This window comes from Actinomadura syzygii, from assembly GCF_008085905.1.
Lineage (GTDB): Bacteria > Actinomycetota > Actinomycetes > Streptosporangiales > Streptosporangiaceae > Spirillospora > Spirillospora syzygii.
In genome coordinates, this window is record NZ_VSFF01000013.1 from 282488 (window position 1) to 298998 (window position 16511).

General features: G+C 70.9%; 14 protein-coding genes. 10 read left to right on the plus strand and 4 right to left on the minus strand.

The features are described 5' to 3' along the window. Positions 1-60: 60 nt before the first annotated feature. From FXF65_RS33230 to FXF65_RS33240, 3 genes are all read right to left on the minus strand, one after another. Positions 61-2226 carry a hypothetical protein gene (locus FXF65_RS33230; protein WP_148354018.1) on the minus strand — a complete coding sequence of 722 codons (2166 nt, stop codon included), beginning with the start codon at positions 2224-2226 and terminating at the stop codon, positions 61-63. Further along, positions 2223-2981, minus strand: a complete 759-nt coding sequence (locus FXF65_RS33235) for a hypothetical protein (protein ID WP_148354019.1) — start codon at positions 2979-2981, stop codon at positions 2223-2225. Before FXF65_RS33235 ends, FXF65_RS33230 begins: the two co-directional genes overlap by 4 nt. Positions 2982-3047: 66 nt before the next feature. Further along, on the minus strand, positions 3048-3713 hold the full coding sequence (locus FXF65_RS33240) for a Crp/Fnr family transcriptional regulator (protein ID WP_148354020.1): 666 nt from the start codon (positions 3711-3713) through the stop codon (positions 3048-3050). A 65-nt stretch (positions 3714-3778) separates the two neighbouring features. Between FXF65_RS33240 and FXF65_RS33245 the strand changes: the two genes are divergently transcribed. From FXF65_RS33245 to FXF65_RS33260, 4 genes are all read left to right on the plus strand, one after another. Then, a complete protein-coding gene (locus FXF65_RS33245) occupies positions 3779-4642 on the plus strand; it encodes a TIGR03619 family F420-dependent LLM class oxidoreductase (protein ID WP_148354021.1) in 864 nt (287 codons plus the stop codon). A 20-nt stretch (positions 4643-4662) separates the two neighbouring features. After that, entirely contained in the window at positions 4663-5106 is a 444-nt protein-coding gene (locus tag FXF65_RS33250; RefSeq protein WP_148354022.1) for a nuclear transport factor 2 family protein, read from the plus strand. A 172-nt stretch (positions 5107-5278) separates the two neighbouring features. Then, positions 5279-5989 carry an HAD family hydrolase gene (locus tag FXF65_RS33255; protein ID WP_148354023.1) on the plus strand — a complete coding sequence of 237 codons (711 nt, stop codon included), beginning with the start codon at positions 5279-5281 and terminating at the stop codon, positions 5987-5989. 75 nt (positions 5990-6064) lie between these two features. After that, the gene (locus FXF65_RS33260; protein WP_148354024.1) at positions 6065-6847 is read left to right on the plus strand and encodes a maleylpyruvate isomerase family mycothiol-dependent enzyme; all 783 of its coding nucleotides are present in this window, start codon (positions 6065-6067) and stop codon (positions 6845-6847) included. Positions 6848-6981: 134 nt separating this feature from the next. On the opposite strand, the gene FXF65_RS33265 is transcribed toward FXF65_RS33260, so the two are convergent. Continuing rightward, entirely contained in the window at positions 6982-8352 is a 1371-nt protein-coding gene (locus tag FXF65_RS33265) for a carbohydrate-binding protein (protein WP_148354025.1), read from the minus strand. A gap of 332 nt (positions 8353-8684) precedes the next feature. Between FXF65_RS33265 and FXF65_RS33270 the strand changes: the two genes are divergently transcribed. From FXF65_RS33270 to FXF65_RS33295, 6 genes are all read left to right on the plus strand, one after another. Then, positions 8685-9683 carry a helix-turn-helix transcriptional regulator gene (locus tag FXF65_RS33270; RefSeq protein WP_169809442.1) on the plus strand — a complete coding sequence of 333 codons (999 nt, stop codon included), beginning with the start codon at positions 8685-8687 and terminating at the stop codon, positions 9681-9683. Positions 9684-9929: 246 nt separating this feature from the next. After that, positions 9930-11564, plus strand: a complete 1635-nt coding sequence (locus FXF65_RS33275) for a hypothetical protein (protein WP_148354026.1) — start codon at positions 9930-9932, stop codon at positions 11562-11564. A 385-nt stretch (positions 11565-11949) separates the two neighbouring features. Then, positions 11950-12822: an isocitrate lyase/PEP mutase family protein gene (locus FXF65_RS33280; protein WP_187412631.1), complete on the plus strand. Its 873-nt coding sequence runs from the start codon at positions 11950-11952 to the stop codon at positions 12820-12822. Between the two features lie 54 nt (positions 12823-12876). Continuing rightward, on the plus strand, positions 12877-13881 hold the full coding sequence (locus tag FXF65_RS33285) for a bile acid:sodium symporter family protein (RefSeq protein ID WP_148354027.1): 1005 nt from the start codon (positions 12877-12879) through the stop codon (positions 13879-13881). Positions 13882-13952: 71 nt separating this feature from the next. Next, positions 13953-15269 carry a hypothetical protein gene (locus tag FXF65_RS33290; protein WP_148354028.1) on the plus strand — a complete coding sequence of 439 codons (1317 nt, stop codon included), beginning with the start codon at positions 13953-13955 and terminating at the stop codon, positions 15267-15269. After that, positions 15266-16456: a hypothetical protein gene (locus tag FXF65_RS33295; RefSeq protein WP_148354029.1), complete on the plus strand. Its 1191-nt coding sequence runs from the start codon at positions 15266-15268 to the stop codon at positions 16454-16456. The genes FXF65_RS33290 and FXF65_RS33295 overlap by 4 nt, the downstream gene beginning before the upstream one ends. The last annotated feature ends 55 nt before the right edge of the window (positions 16457-16511 follow it).

A 16511-nucleotide genomic window follows, 5' to 3' on the forward strand; every position in this document is an offset into this window, starting at 1 on the left:
GTTCAACGAACGCGCGGCCGAAAGAATCCCCACTCTCGGTGGCGATGTTTCGCGCGAGCGTCACCGGCCGGTCGTGACGGCCCGCCGGAGCCACACCCAGCCCGCCAGAAGCAGCCGCTGCCACTCGGGTTGGAGGACCTGAATCAGCAGGTCATCGCGGACGTCGCGGCATTCCCGGCGGGTGCCCGCCCAGGCTCGGACGAAGGCCGTCATGAAGATCCGGAGATTCGGGTCGTGGCCCACCGCCGCCGCGAACATCCAGACGATCCGCGGCCGCAGGTCGGGCCGCGCCACCGCCGTCTCCACCCACAGCACCGCCGCCTGCGGGAAGCCGTCGTAGCCGGACGACGACGTACCGGCCTCGGCGAGCATCGCCTCCCGCCACGGGGCCGGGCACGCGCGCGGGTCGAGCGCGCCGGGGCCCGTCAGCATCAGCGCGCATCCGGCCGCGTCCCGGTCCGCCGCGAGGCGGATGAACAGGGACGTCCCGAGGGCCCTCCGGGGTGCGGCCTCCTCGTGCGGGCGCTCGTCGGCGTTCCCGGCCCACGCCAGCGCCGCGCCGATCACCTCGTGCCGGTGGTGGACGGCCAGTTCCCGCGCCGCGTCCAGCGCCACCGCGCGGATCCGTCCGCCGCCCCGGCAGGCGAGATGGTCGATCACCTCAAGGGGCCCGCGCGCCGACCCGGGCGGCAGCAGGTCGAGCATCAGCCGCAGCCCCACCCGGGCCCGGCGCGAACCGTCCTGGCCCGTGGTGAGCTGGACGGACGACAGGCACCAGTCCCGCGCGGCGGCGAAGACGGCGCGCGGATGGGTGCTCGCCAGCGCCCGTGCCACCTCCACCACCTCGTCCTGCACCTGCTCGTTGCCGTGGGTGGCGAGGTGCTTGAGCCGGGTCAGCGCGATCGTCACGTGGGTCAGCCCGAGCACCTGGCACACGCGCGCCACGGTCAGCTTCAAGGTCTGCGGCGCCTGCCGGTACCTGGACCACTCGTACAGCGCCCTGCGCACCCGGCCCCCGACGAGAGGGTGCAGGCAGGTCCGGGCGAGCGCGATGTAGGACAGGTCCGCCGACCGGTGGCGGTCCCCCGCCCACGCCTCCGCCATCTGGACGATCTTCTCCACCGAGCCGTGCTCGGCCGCGAGGTCGGCGAAGACCTCGACGAGCTTCGCGCGCAGCTCCCCGCTGAGCGTCACGACCTCGTCGGTGGGCAGCGCCGACAGCCAGGACAGCAGGTCCAGACGCGCCAGCGGGTAGTCGTCCCAGACGTGCCGCAGGACGGACTCGGCGAAGCCGTGGCGGCGGAACCCGATCCGCTCGTCGAGGCGGTCCGCGCCGAGCAGCTCGGCGAGCCCGGTGGACGGGCACCACGCCAGCCCGCCGCCCTCCACCCTGATCCCGAGCTGCCGGGCGAGCGACAGCGCGGCCCCGTAGACGCTCGTCTCGTCCGCGGGCGCGATCGTCGCGGCGGCGACCAGCAGCGTCTGGTCCTGGAACCCCGGATGGTCGGCGAACCAGCCGGTCAGCTGCTCCTTCCAGCGCAGGTAGGCCCGCTCGACCTCGCGCTCGTCGGCGGTGGCGACGACGAGGTCGGCGAGCCGCCGCGCGTCCCCGGGCGTCGCCAGCTTGAGCAGTTCGGCGGCGCGCGGCCAGTGCGGCCAGTGCGTGCCGCCGAGGCCGCAGCGCTCCAGCCGGCGCCGGAAGACGGCCATGGCGGACGGCGGCTCCACCGACACCGCCGGAAGGAACTCGGCGTACCGGCCCTGCTCGGCCTCGCCGCCCACGACCAGCAGGAACCCGCCGGACGCGCGGACCGCCTCCAGGCACGACCGCAGCCGCGACTCGCCCTCGTCCGCCGCCCGCACCAGGTAGCCGCGCTCCGCGCCGGAGATCTCCTGCACGTCGTCCTCCCCGGCGGAGAACAGGTGGATCGGCAGGCCGGAGCGGAGCTCGCGCAGCGCCGCGATCCCGGTCGTCGCCACGCCCGCGCCCTCGGGCCCGGCGAGCGCGATCGCGTGGTGGCGGCGCAGGACGTCCACGATCACGTCGTGGTTGCGCGCCCGCACGTAGCCCGCGACGCGGTCGGCGATCTCGCCCTCCGACAGGACCATCGACGGGCGTCCGCGCACGAAGCGGAGCTGGTTGACGACCAGGTCGCGGGACACCGTGTTCCCGACGACGTTCTGGCTGTCGTCGCCGACGATGGTGAGGTCGTCCAACGCCGTCATCGCCGCTCCTGCCGGAGGTCGCCGCCCACGATGTTGCCGATCGCGTTCTGGGTGCCGTCGCCGCTGATCGTGACGCCGTTGAGCGTGACGCCGCCGCCGGACGGCCCGGCGGGCCCCGGCCTCCGGACCTCGGGCCCGTCCGCCGCGTCCGGCGGTTCGTCGACGGCGGACGGCGTCGGCACGTACAGGTAGGCCGGACGGTCGAACCGCTTCACCCTGACCTGGACGCGGGTGAACTGGCTCTCCCGCAGCCTGGTCCGCCCGCCCGCGACGTAGGCGGCGAACAGGTCCGCCGAGACGATGAAGGCGGTGAAGGTGACCTCCGGGTCGCTGCGGCTCAGGACGTCCCGCAGCGGGGCGGCGTCGAGGAGGCGGTTGACGTCGATGGTCGCCGTCGAGATGCCGGGGGCCTCGGGACGCTCGTCGTCCACGAGCCCCATGTGCAGGGCCGCCCGCAGGCGCAGGTGGAGCCCGCGGGCCCGCAGGCGCGGCGCGGCGGCCGCCAGCGCGTTCTGTAACCGGCGCGGGAACGGGTCGATCAGCGCGGGCGCCGCCTCCAGCGGCAGGATCGCGAGGATCCCGTCGCCGGTGCTCTCCATGAACCGGACGTTCTCCCACGTCTCGCCCAGCCCGCTCTTCCGGCAGGCGGTCTTGACGGCCCGGCGGATCTCGTCGTGGACCGTCCGGAGGTCGACGTCGCGATGCGCGCTGAACCTCTCGGCGTCGACGACGAGCAGTGCACGGAACGCTTCCACGGATTCTCCTCAGGAGGTCGATTCTCACCAACCTTGCGGACGATCCGCCGGGGGCACTGTCGGTTTTCAGACAGAGCCGCGTCCCGATGCGGCCAGCGCGCGCAGCCGGGGCAGGTCGGTGATCACCGTGCGGCCGCGCTCGGTGCTGACGACGCCGAGCGCCCGCAGCCTGGCCAGCTCCCCGGCCACGACGCCGCGCGACAGCCCGACCGCCTGGCCGATCTGCGTCTGGCCGAGCCCGACGTCCACCGTGCCGCCCCCATCGTCGCCGCCGGGGACCGCGAGCCGCAGCAGCGCCCGGACGACGCGGGGCCCGGCGGGCAGCGCGGCCGTCTCCGCGCGCCACTCCTCCCCTTCCCGGAGGCGCCGCATCGCCCGGCGCAGCAGTTCCTCCTCGGCGTTGGACTCGCGCAGCAGGTCGCGGAACCGTTTCGCGGACAGGGACCGCACGGTGCACGGGTCGATCGCCACGACCGTCGCCGAGCGGCCGTCCCCGCCGAGGACGCCGACCTCGCCGAGCAGCTCGCCCGGACCGCGGACGGCGAGGAGCAGCACCTCGCCGTCCGGCAGCGTGAGCAGCGCCTTCACCCGGCCCGACATGAGCAGCAGGACGTGCGAGGCCGGGTCGCCCTGCCGGAGCAGGACCTCGCCCGCGCGGCAGCGCCGCAGCGTGCCCTTCGCGACGAGCAGTTCCCAGGTGCGGGCCGAGACGCCCGCGGGTTCGGGACTCATGGGGCAATGATGCTCCCCCGAGGCCCGGTCTGGCAGCCAAGTGAAACACGTTCTAGTATGCGGGGATGAGGTTCACCTATGCCGAGGCGATGACCGATCCGTCGTTTTATCTGCCGCTCGCCAAGGCGGCGGAGGACGCCGGGTACACGAGCGTGTCGGTGGCGGACTCGCTCGTCTATCCGAAGGAGTCCGACTCGGTTTATCCCTATACCGCGGACGGGAACCGGGAGTTCCTCGAGGACAAGGCGTTCATCGAGACGTTCACGCTGATCGCGGCGATGGGGGCGGTGACCTCGACGATCAGGTTCACGCCGTTCGTGCTCAAGCTGCCCGTCCGGCCGCCCGTGCTGGTGGCGAAGCAGGCGACCTCGGTCGCGTGCCTGACCGGCGGGCGGCTCGGGCTCGGCGTCGGGCTCAGCCCGTGGCGGGAGGACTTCGCGGCCATGGGCGTCCCGTGGGAGCGGCGCGGGCGGCGGATGGACGAGGCCATCGACATCGTGCGGGGGCTGAGCGGCGGCGGCTACTTCGAGTACCGCGGCGAGTTCTTCGACGTCCCGGCGATCAAGATGACGCCCGCCCGGCCGTTCCCGATCCTGGTCGGCGGGCACAGCGAGGCGGCGCTGCGCCGGGCCGTCGTGCGCGGGGACGGCTGGATGCACGCGGGCGGCGGCGACGACCTCGACGGACTCCTAGCCAAGCTGAACCGGATACGCGCCGAGGAGGGAAAGGCGGACGCCCCGTTCGAGATCCACGTGATCTCCCCGGACGCCTACACCCCGGACGGCGTCAAGCGGCTCGCCGACAAGGGCGTCACGGACGTGATCGTCGGCTTCCGCTCGCCCTACCGGAAAGGCCCCGACCCCGAGCCGCTCGCCAAGAAGATCGAAAAGCTCGGGCGGTTCGCCGAGAACGTCATCGCCCGCACCTGAAACGAGAACACGTTATAGCAATGCATGCCGTCAATTGGCTCGCCCCGGACGCGGACCATCCGGCCCGCCGCGCCGCCCGCGCCTCCATGTCCGCCGTCGTCGCCGGCCGCCGGGACGACTGGCTCGCCCTCTTCGCCCCGGACGCCCTGGTCGAGGACCCGGTCGGCCCGTCCTTCCTCGACCCCGCGGGCCGCGGCCACCGGGGCCGCGCCGCGCTCGAAGCCTTCTGGGACCAATTCATCGCCGCCGTCGACGAATTCCGGTTCAGCGTCGCCGACTCGTTCGCCAACGGCCCGTGCTGCGCCAACGTCGCCACCATCACGACCATCACGAACGGCGCCGCGATGACGATCGACTGCGTTCTCGTTTACACCGTGGACGACGCCGGGTTGATCACGTCCCTGCGCGCGCACTGGGAGCCCGGGCGCGCCATGGCGACCCTCGGGACGGCCGCGCCGCGCTGACGGTGGCAACTTCTCGCCCGATTGGCGGGCCCGATTCGGCGTAGACGTACCAAGCACGCAAGTACGTAGACCATAATTTCCGGGAAAAGAACATCCGCGTCCCGACAGGTCTTTGCAGTTGCATGACGCGTGCGCTGACGGGCGGCGGCCAACCCGTGAGAGAAAAACGGCGATGACCCCGACAATCAAGGCCGTCCTGTTCGATCTGGACGGCACACTCGTCGATCACGACACCGCAGCCGCGATCGCGCTCACCCGGGCACTCGGGTCACTTTCCCCATCGCTCGACCAGACGCGCGCGAGGCGAAGGTGGAAGGAACTCGAAGAAGAGGCGGTCCAGCATTACCTGGCCGGGCGCCTGACGTTCACCGAGCAGCGGCGGCTGCGGATCACGTCCCTCGCGTCCGAACTCGGGCTCGGTACCTGGGACGCCCGGCGCGCCGACGCCTGGTTCGACGGCTATCTGCGCCATTACGAATCGGCGTGGCGCGTGTATCCCGACGTCCGCCCGATGCTGGACGCGCTCGCCGAACGGCACCCGCGGCTGCGGCTCGGCGTCCTGACGAATGGCGACGCCGATCAGCAGCGGGAGAAACTCCGCCGGGTCGGGCTCGCCGAAAGGCTGCCCGAGATGATCACTTCGAGCGAGACCGGCGACACCAAGCCGAGCCCGAAGATCTTCCATGACGGGTGTGCCCGGCTCGGACTCGCCCCGCCCCAGGTCGCCTATGTCGGGGACCGGCTGCACACCGACGCCATCGCCGCCGCGAAGGCGGGCCTGCGCGGCGTCTGGCTCAATCGCAAGGATGACCCGACGCCGACCGGGCCGCCCGTCATCCGGTCCCTCGACGAACTTCCGGCCCTTCTCGCCACGATCGCCTGACCGCAAGACCGGCTGACCGCGTGACCGGCTGACCGCGTGACCGCCTGACCGCGGAGGCGCCGCTATGGTGCCTCCATGACCGGGGTGAGTTTCGAGCGTTATCGCGACGAGCTCGTCGCGCAGACGGACGCGGTGCGGGAAATGATGAAGGGCGCCGACCTGCGGGCCGGCGTGCCGTCCTGTCCAGGCTGGAATCTCGGGCAGTTGCTCGGGCACATCGGCGGCGACCACCATTGGGCGGCGGAGGTCGTCCGGACCCGCGCCGCCGGGCCCGTCCCGGACGAAATGGTGAACGACCTCGCGGAATACCGCGAAACAGATCTTGAGACGCTGGACGGCTGGCTCGCCGAAGGCGCCGCCGAATTGGCGGACGCGCTCCGGGACGCCGCCCCCGACACGCCCGTGTGGTCCCCTTCAGAAGATCATTCCGCCGGGTTCTGGGCGCGGCGGATGCTCTATGAGACCGTCGTCCACCGGGCCGACGCCGCGCTGACGATCGGCGCGGAGTTCACGCTCGCCGCCGATCTCGCCGTCGACGCGCTCGACGAATGGATGGGCTACTCGGTGTACGAGGAGGCCACCTCGGAATCCGGCCTCATCGGCCCCGGCCGGACCCTGCATTTCCATGCGACCGACTCGGACGAGGCGGCCGAATGGGTCGTCGACCTGAGCACGGAACCGGCGACCTGGCGGCGCGCCCACGAGAAGTCCGCGGTCGCCGTGCGCGGCGCCCTGACGGACCTGCTCCTTTTCGTCTACCGGCGTCCCGGTCTCCGCGACCGCGTGGACGTCGTCGGCGACGAGGAACTCCTCGACCTGTGGCTGGAGCGGGCCGGATTCTGGCTCGAAGCCGAATAGCGAACGAGAGGAAATGGGAGCGGCCTTCCCCCAGTGTCGCCACTGGGGGAAGGCCCTGGGAGAAACGGCGCCGCGGTCAGGTAGCGCCGTTCACGGGTGCCGGACGGTGGCCCCCGTTATCAGGCTTTCTGCGGTCAGACCTTCTGCCACAGCGCGGGCACGGCGGCCGGGGTCCAGCCGAGCTGGGCCTGGTGGCCCTGGAGGCACCGGTAGGTGGAGCCGTTGTAGGTGACGGTGTCGCCCGCGTTGTAGACCTTGCCCGCGGCCCAGGTGCCGGACGGGTCCGGGTCGCCCGGGTCACCCGGGTCGCCGCCGTTGCCGCCACCGGTGTAGAGGGTGAGGCCGTACGCCGACAGCGCCGGGTTGATGGGCTGGAAGTAGGTCGTGCCGCCGCTGCTGCAGTTGCCGGAGCCGCCGGAGGTCACGCCCTGCGCCTGGGTGCCGGAGATGAACGAGCCGCCCGAGTCGCCGGGCTCGGCGCACACGTTCGTCTGGGTCACCCCGTAGACGGTGCCCTCCTGGTAGGTGACGCTGGTGTTGAGCGCCTGGACGCTCCCGCAGTGCCAGCCGGTCGTGGAACCGGAGCGGCACACCTGCGTACCCGGTTGGGAGACCGTCGAGCCGGTGACGTCCCGGTCCGCGACGGATCCGTAGCCGTTCACCTTCGCGGTCGGGGTCCAGTTGGTGTTCGTCGCGACCCAGGAGTAGTCGTTGCCGGGGAACGTGGACCCCTGGAAACTGCCCTGCTGGACCTGGTTGTAGCCGCTGGTCGTGGTGCCCGGACGGCCGCAGTGCCCGGCGCTGGCGAAGCCCGACTGCGTCCCGCGCTTGACCGGGAAGCCGATCGAGCACCGGCCGGAGCCGTTCATGTAGTAAGCGTCGCCGCCGCGCAGGTCGTAGAACGTGCGCGGCTTGATGTTCGAGCGCTTGACCGTGACGGCGTCGGCACTGAGCCCGGCGGACTTGGCGAAGGCGAGGGCCTTCGCGGGCGTGGCGCTCAGCAGGACGACCTTGTTGGTCTGGACGTCCACGTACCAGACCGGGGCGTGCGACTTCACGCCGCGCTGACTGGCACGATCCAGTTTGGCCTTGGCGGCGTTCAGGTCGGCGAAGCTGTGGCCGACGACCGTCGCCTGGGCGCCCTGGGCGGTGATGGCCGCCACAGCGGAACGGTCCGTTGTGGCGACATGGAGCGTTGCACCGGTCTTGCCGGAGACCCAGCTTCCCGCGTAGCTGCCGGCGAGCTTGAGGCGCAGCTTGCCGGCGGTCACGCCGTTGTCGAACTGGTTGACCAGTGCGCTCTTCGCCTCGGCCGCGGTGAGGCCGAGGTCGCGCTGCATCGCCTGCAGCACGGTGGGCGACACGTTCGCGACCGTGGCCGCGGAGTACGGCGACTGGGCCGGCGCCGCCGGCTTCGCCTGCGCGGTCGCGATGCCCTGGGAGCCGGCCAGGCAGAGCGCACCGGCGGTCAGCACCGCGACGCGCATGCCGCGTCTGTGAGACATGATCTCTCTCCTCGGGGTGGGGGGTGCGGTAAAGGTAGATGCATTCGCATAGGCTGAGAAGACCTTTCCTGGACCGCGTTCTGGCGAGTTGTCGCCGCTGTCCAAAACTCGCCATCGCACCCACTTGCCGAGCGCCGCGGGACGGGCGCAAAATCGTTCGGCTCTGGTGAGTGCGCGGGCGGCGCCGGTCACGAAAGATGCGTCGGCCGGCGCCGTCCGCTCCGGTAGATTTTGCGGATCATGGCGCTCGTCCTCGGCGTACTTGGCCGGTTTGAGACCAGATGAGCTGCGAAGACTTGGCGGCCTTACGCCGTTACTACATAATCCGGTCCATGCTCCCCGGCATCGCTACCAGCGAGAATCCATTCGCGGCTCTGGGCGTCACCGCTCTGCAACAGTCCATTTACACCACGTTGCTCTACCACCCCGGCAGCACATTGAGTGAGCTGGCGGGTCTGACGGAACAACCGCGCTCCCGGCTCGCCGGAATCCTCATGGATCTTGAGGCCCTCGGCATGGTCGACGTCGACGTCTCCCCCGACCCCGCCTACTTCCCCTTCCCGCCGGACGCCGTCGTCGAGACGCTGATACGCAAGCGCGAAACGGAGTTCATCCGCGCGCGCATCGAGGCGAAACGGCTCAGCGGCGACCTGCTGGCCATCGAACAGCGCAGCAACCCCGAGAAACTCGTGGAGATCATCGACGGGTTGGACGCGGTGTCGCAGCGCTGGGAACAGGTGCAGCGCGGCGCGGTCAAGCAGATCAAGGCGATCGACAAACCGCCCTACGCGGTCGATCCAGGAGTGCCGAACGAAATCGAGCGGGAACGGCTCGCGAACGGCATAGAGTATCGCGTCATCTACACTCCGGAAGCGCTCGCGATCCCGGAGCGGCTGGAAATGGCGCGGCACGACTGCGGCATCGGCGAACGCGCCCGCATCCTGGAGAACCCGCCGACCAAGCTCGTCATCGTCGACGACGAACTGGCGCTGATGCCGCTTCGCGGCGACGAACCCGGCGTTACCGCGCTGATCCGTCCGTCGACGCTGCTCGACATTCTCATCAGCGTGTTCAACGCGTGCTGGGAACAGGCCACGCCGTTGCACGCCGACGACGACTCGGGCCCGCAGGACGTCTGGCCCCGCCTGTCGGACGTCGACCGGCACCTGCTCACCCTGCTCGCCGCCGGGCTCAAGGACGAGGCGGTCGCCCGGCACACCGGAATGGGCGCGCGGACGGTCAGCCGCCACGTCGCCCGCCTGCTGCGCACCCTCAACGCGCGCACCCGATTCCAGGCGGGAGTGCACGCCGCGCGGCGCGGGCTGGTCTGACCGGGCCCACCCCTACCTCCCCCTACCACAATCGGAATGACCATTGTTTCCGCAGTTCAATCGTCACTTTCACCAGAAATTAAAGATCATGTGTAGGATGATCACGTAACCGAAGGGACGGAACTCCCCGCAGCGGCGATTCTCTTTGAGAGGGTCTCCGCGTCCCGGTTCTGCGCCCACTCTCCGAATTCTGTCATCGCACAGAAGGGACTTCAGGTGAGGCGCTGGAGAACAGCCCTGATCAGCATGACCACACTCGCCGCGTTGCTCGTTCCCGTTCAGGCGGCGGCCGCCGCCGACCAGGGCGGGAAGCCACGCGACGCCGCGGGGCCCTTCGTCCGGCTCGGCCACAGCAAGACCAAGGCGCCCGCGCGCAAGGCGGCGCTCGTGGACCATTCCGTCACGATTCACGGCATCGACAGGAACGGCACGCAGGTGGCGCCGGTGGCCACCATCGTCGACACCGCGACCGGCACCGAATATCCGCTGAACGTCTCCGGTGACACGCTCACGGGCAGCGTGCCGGCCGGCGACTACAGCCTGACCGGGATCATCGTCACGGGCGACCCGTGGGTCCCCGACAGTCTGGCGCTCTACAGCAACCCGACGCTGTCGGTCGGCGCCGACACCGACATCACCCTGGACGCGCGGACGGCCGCCGAGGTCAAGGCGGTCAGCCCGTCCACGACCGCCACCGAGGTCGACAGCTACGCCCAGATCGTGGAGACCATCGCCGGGCAGGAGATCTCCACGACGCTCAGGGGCAACTCCGATGTCCCGCTGTACGCGTGGCCGTCGGCCAGCACGACTCGCCCGTACCACTTCGTGTACGTGGAGAGCCAGGTCGAACCGCTGACCACACTGCCGTCGCCGCGCGCCTACAACCTGGCGTTCCCGACGAGCGGCCAGATCCCCTCGACGCTGACGTTCACGGCAACGCCGGCGAGCCTGGCCCTGGTGAACACGACGTACGGGTCGCAGGGCGTGGCGTCCACCAGCCCCGGCCCGCACAGCTCGGTCATCGACTTCGACGGCTTCGGCGGCCGGGAACTGGGGCTCACCCACCCGGCCAACGCGCCCAGCACCCAGCGCGTCTACTACACGGCGGCCGGCGTGCACTGGACGGGGAACTACGTGTACACGCTCGGCCAGCAGGTGGCCGAGAACGACTCCGGGCCGCGCACGTACACCGCCGGGAGCACCTACTCCGAGAACTGGAACAAGGCGGCGTTCGGGCCGACCCTCAGGATCGGGCACGGGCAGGGGCTCTTCGTCACCGCGCCGCTGCTGGCCGACGGCTCCGTGCTGGACCACCAGAACCTGGGCGCGCAGTCCTCGACCGGCACCACCGGCTCGCTCACCCTCTACCGCAATGGCGTGCAGGTCGGGACCAGCACCAATCCGCTGGGCAACAATTGGACCGTGCCCCCGCAGGCCGCCAATTACCGGCTCGACCTGGCGATGCAGCGCACGGTCGCCTGGTCGAAGTACGCCACCAAGGTCAACGCCAGTTGGAAGTTCTCGTCCGCTGAGGGATCAACCGATCCATTCGTCGACCAGCACAATGTGCTCCAGCCGCGCGTCGGCGGCAATTTCGACACCAGCGGGCGCGCGCCGTCCGGCACGACCTTCCCGCTGGACGTGAGAGTCCAGCGTCCGCCCGGTGGGACGGCCGTGGCCTCGATCTCGTTGAAGGCGTCCTTCAACGACGGGGTCACCTGGACGACCCTCACGCTCACTCCCAACGGCACCGACCGCTGGACCGCCAACGTCAGCCACCCCGCCGTCAACAATGGCTATGTGGCACTGCGATTCCAGGCGTCCGACAGTTCCGGGAACTCCGTCGACCAGACCGTTACGAGGGCCTACGGCCTGAGCTGACCGCACTCGTCTGAGCGCCTCCCGACCGGGACGGCGGGCCGGAGCCACCGGCCGCGCCGCTCCGGGCCGGGAGGCGTTCGCACGTTCGGCGACGGAAGCTGAATTTCTTTTGCGTACGGCCTCCGAAGCGAACCGGCCGACCCCCGGGCCATTTCCAAAAGATCTATGCAAAGGGCATGAATACAAGTCGGCATATCGACTTACAAACCCGCCCAACCAGATCTGGTTTTGCATTCACCAGAATCTTCCTTTACTCTCCGCCGACTTTGCGGATGCGTAACTGTCCGTGACGCGCGACAGCGACTGGCGCGTCCTTTGCCACTGGGGCGGCATTCCGCCCCAGTGGGACAAGTCGCGCCACTCAACGAGATGAGAGGAGTGATGGGTGAACTACGGAGACGAGCTACGACGAGAGATCATGTCCGACGGCACCACCCCGTTGATCGGGGTGTTCGACATGTTCTCCGCCTCCGTCGCCGCGAGGCACTTCAACGGCATGTTCGTATCGGGGTTCGGGTTCGCCGCGTCGTACTACGGCCTGCCCGACATCGGCTTCATCGCCTGGCCCGACATGGTGGCGTTCGTGCAGCGGCTGCGGCTCGCCTTTCCCGGACGGCACCTGCTAGTGGACATCGACGACGGCTACGTGGACCCGGAGGTCGCCTGCCACGTGGTCGGGCAACTGGAAATGATCGGCGCCTCCGGCGTGATCCTGGAGGACCAGCAGCGGCCGCGGCGCTGCGGGCACGTCGACGGTAAGCGCATCCTGCCCCTGGACGAGTACCTCACCAAGCTCGAAATGGTGCTCGAGACGCGCACCGACCTCGTCGTGGTCGCGCGCACCGACGCCACCGACGAGGAGGAGATCCTCCTCCGGGCGAAGGCGCTGGCGGACACGGCCGCCGACGTCATCCTCGTCGACGGCGTCCGGAGCATCGACCGGATCCGCCAGGTCCGCGAGGTGATCGGCGACAAGCCCCTGCTGTTCAACCAGATCGCGGGCGGCAAGTCGCCGCGCATCTCCCTCCCGGAGCTGGGCGACCTCGGCGTGAAGGTCGCGATCTACAGCACTCCGTGCCTGTTCGCGGCGCAGAGCGCGATGGAGGACGCGGTCGTCGGCCTCAAGCGCGACGACGGCCGGCTGCCCGAGCACACCGAGGGCAGCGTCGGGGTCAGGGAGTCGCTCGCCCTGCTCGAAGGCAACATCAGCCGCAACCACCCCGAGAAGGGACGGGCACTGACCGACTCGCTCGCCTGACGTCCGTCCGGAAAAGCGATACGGCGGCCCCGCCACGAGGAGCAGAGAAAGGCAATGCGCATCATCTCCGCGACATTGGCGCGGCTGCACATCGACCCGTACATCGCGGCGATTCTCTGCTCCGTGGGGATCGCCGCGATGTTCCCGGCCGACGGCGGTTTCGCCGCGGTCCTCGACCATGCCGGAACGGTCGCGATCACGCTGCTGTTCTTCCTGTACGGCGCCCGGCTGCGCACCGCCGAGACGCTGCGCGGGCTCGGCCACTGGCGGCTGCACACGGCGATCTCCGCGGTCACCTTCCTCGTCTTCCCGGCGCTGGCGCTCTTCTGCCTGCCGCTCGTGCCGGGCCTCCTCAGCGAACCCCTCTACCAGGGCGTCGTGTTCCTGTGCGTGCTGCCGTCCACGGTGCAGTCGTCGATCACGCTCACGTCGATCGGGCGCGGCAACGAGGCCGGGGCGATCTGCAGCGCCTCGCTCTCCAACCTGCTCGGCGTCGTGATCACCCCGCTGCTCGCGACGGTGCTGATCTCGGCGGGCGACGGCGGGTTCTCGCTGGAATCCGTCCGCGACATCGCGCTCCGGCTGCTGCTTCCGTTCCTGGTCGGCCAGGCCGCGCAGCGGTGGATCGGCGACGCCGTCCGGGCGCGGCGCCGCGCCCTCTCCCGCTATGACCGCGCGGTGATCCTTCTGATGGTCTACACCGCTTTCAGTCGCGGCGTCATCAACAACGTCTGGGACGGGCTCGCGGCCACCGAGATCGGTGTCCTCGCCATGGTCATCGCGGCGCTGCTGGCCGTGGCGCTCGCGCTCACCGCGCTCATCTCCCGGGTCGGCGGCTTCTCCCGGCCCGACCACGTCACGATGCTCTTCTGCGGTTCCCAGAAGAGCCTGGCCAGCGGGCTGCCGATGGCGACCGTGCTGTTCGCGGACGCCGGCGTCAGCACCGTCGTGCTGCCCCTGATGCTCTACCACCAGCTCCAGCTGCTCGTCTGCTCGTGGCTCGCGCAGCGCTTCGCCGCGACGCCCGAGGCCGCGGAGCCCGCGCCCGCCGCCGCCTGATCTCGGAACCTTCGTTCCACTCGCGGAGTCCAAGGGGATCAACACCAGTCGCAACCCCCTCTGGAGTCCGTGTGTCCGATTCCGGACCGCCCGGGCCCGCTCCCCGATGGTGGACGGGCCGCGGGCGGCAAGCGGCGGCCGGGACGATCGCGCTCGTCCTGGCCGTCTCAGTCGCCGTCGCCGTCGCCGCCTCGCGGGACCGCGCCCCCGAGGGCATCTCCGACGGCCCGCTGCTCACCGCGCCCGCCGGAGCCGACCGCGTCCCCGCCGGACGGGTCGTCACGAAGCTCCCCCGCAACTGCGGGGTGTCGGCCGCGACCGCCGCGCGGCTCGCGCCCGGAGCCGACCGCGACGCCGAGAAGGGCAACGTCTTCCGGCAGGGCGGGCCGGGGAGCTGCATGTGGTACTCCCTGGACGACGGCAAGGCCAAATGCGGATTCTGCGTCGGCGATTTCCGGAACGAGCGCGTCCTCTACGTCGACATCACGCTGTCGACCGGACGCCTCCAGGCGCCGATCACCGAGGCGATGCAGGCGCTGACCCCGGCCGAGCCGAACCGGGCGGCGAACCCCGACCCGCCCGCGCTCGTGGAGGGGCTCGGCGAGGAGGCCACCGCCCGCTACTCGGCGGAGATCGAGACCGAGGGCGCGGTCGTCGACTTCCGGGTGGGCAACGCCGTCGTGTCCGTCCGCTACAAGGGGTGGGACGACGTGCGCGGACGGCGGCGGACGATCCCGGAGAAGACCGCGCTCGACGGCGCCCTCGCCGCGGCCGCCGAGACGGCGAAGAGCATGGGCACCACGGCGCGACCGGTGCTGAGCGCGGTGAAGAACCCGGTCACGCCGCCGCTCCGCACGATCCCCAAACCGTGCGACACGGTCGCGGACCCCACCGTCGACAAGGTCGCGCGCGGCGCGTACCGGCGGCGGGGAAGCGCGACCCTCCTGACGATGGCGGCTCCGGCCGGGATGTCGGTCGACGCCTGCACGTGGAACGCGCGGACGTCCCGCTACTCGGGTGAGGGCCGGACGCGCACGCTCACCGTCTCGCTCGCGGTCGCGGGCGAGCGGTTGCCCGGCCTCGGCGCCTTCAACGCGACGCGGCAGTTCCTCGGCGTCTACCAGAACCAGCGCGCGGGGAAATCCCCCGGGGCTGACGCTTTCACCGGTTTCACACCGCTGACCGGGCCGGGCGAACGCGCCTTCGCAGTGACCAAGGTCCAGCGGAGCGCGTCGGACGGCGACGTCGGCATCGTGATCTTCCAGAAACGCAACGTGCTGGTGGAGGTCGCCTACCGGGGCGCCGACGAGGATGTGCCCCTCACCGGAAAACGGCTGGTCGACAGCGCCTACACGGTCGCCGTCGCGGTGGAGAGGTCGTTGCGATGACGGATTCGCCCACGCGGACGGCCGACACGACCGGCGCCGTCGTCTTCGCCTCCATCGTGACGCTGGTGCTCAGCATCGCCCTGATCTGGGTGATCCCGACGCCGGGGGCGCTCGACCGGCTGCCCGACCCGCCGTCCGGGCCCGACCGCGTCCCGGCCGGGCCGGTCGCGCGGACGTTCCCGAAGGGCTGCGCGATCTCGCCCGGCACCGTCGAACGCCTGGTGGGCGAGCCGCGCATGGTCAAGGACGGCGGCCGGGGAGTGTGCGCGTGGTCGTCGCGGAACGGGGACGACAGGTCGGGACGATACCTGTCGATCAGCTTCGAGCTGTCCCTCGACGCCGGCGCGACCGCGTACCCGAACCTCCTCGCGACCGGCCGGGCGCCGCTGTCGGCGGCGATGAAGTCGTTCGGCGCCCGGTGGTCGGACGTCGCCGTCCAAGGGGTGACCGGCCTGGGCGACGAGGCGGTCCTCCAGGTCTCGCCGTCCAGCGGCGCGACGGTCGTGACGCGGGTGGGGAACGCGAAGGTCGTCGTCCAGTACAGCGCCGGCCGACTGCCGATGCCGGAGGCGGCGGCCCGGGACGGCGCGTTCACCGCCGCCGCCGAGGTCGCGACCGGACTCGGCGCGCGGGGACCCGCCCGTCCGGCGGTCGCGCCCGCCGCGCGGCCCGCCCCGTCGCGGACGATCCCCGACCTGTGCGCCGCGCTGTCCGAGCGGACGCTGCGCGACCTGGTCGGGGACGACGGCGCCGCCGAGGGATCCGAGTCACGGCAGACCGGCCTCGTCGCCGAAGGGGCGAAGCAGCGCGGCTGCTCCTGGCGGACGCTGGACTTCGACCTCCAGGTCGCGGTCGCGGTCGTCCCCGGCGCGGGACCGTTCGACGGGACGCGCCTCGCCGCCCGCGAGTACGCGATCCGGCACATCGACGCGCGGGCCGAGGAGCCGCTGAGCGTCCGCGACCGGAAGTACTTCCATCCCGTGCCCGGTCTCGGCGACGAGGCGTTCGCGGCGCAGATCCCCGGCCTGGTGCCCGGCACGGTCGTCTTCCGGGACGGCGACGTGCTCGTCCGCGTGACCTACGAGGAGTCCGACGAGCGCGAACCGCTCAGCGGCGGCAAGGCCCTGCGCGGCGCCTACGCGGCGGCCCTGGAGATCGCGCGGGCGCTCTCAGCCGAGCATTCCTGAAAGACCCGAGCATTCCTGAAAGACGGGGTGGAGAAGACGGGGCCGCGCCCGCGTC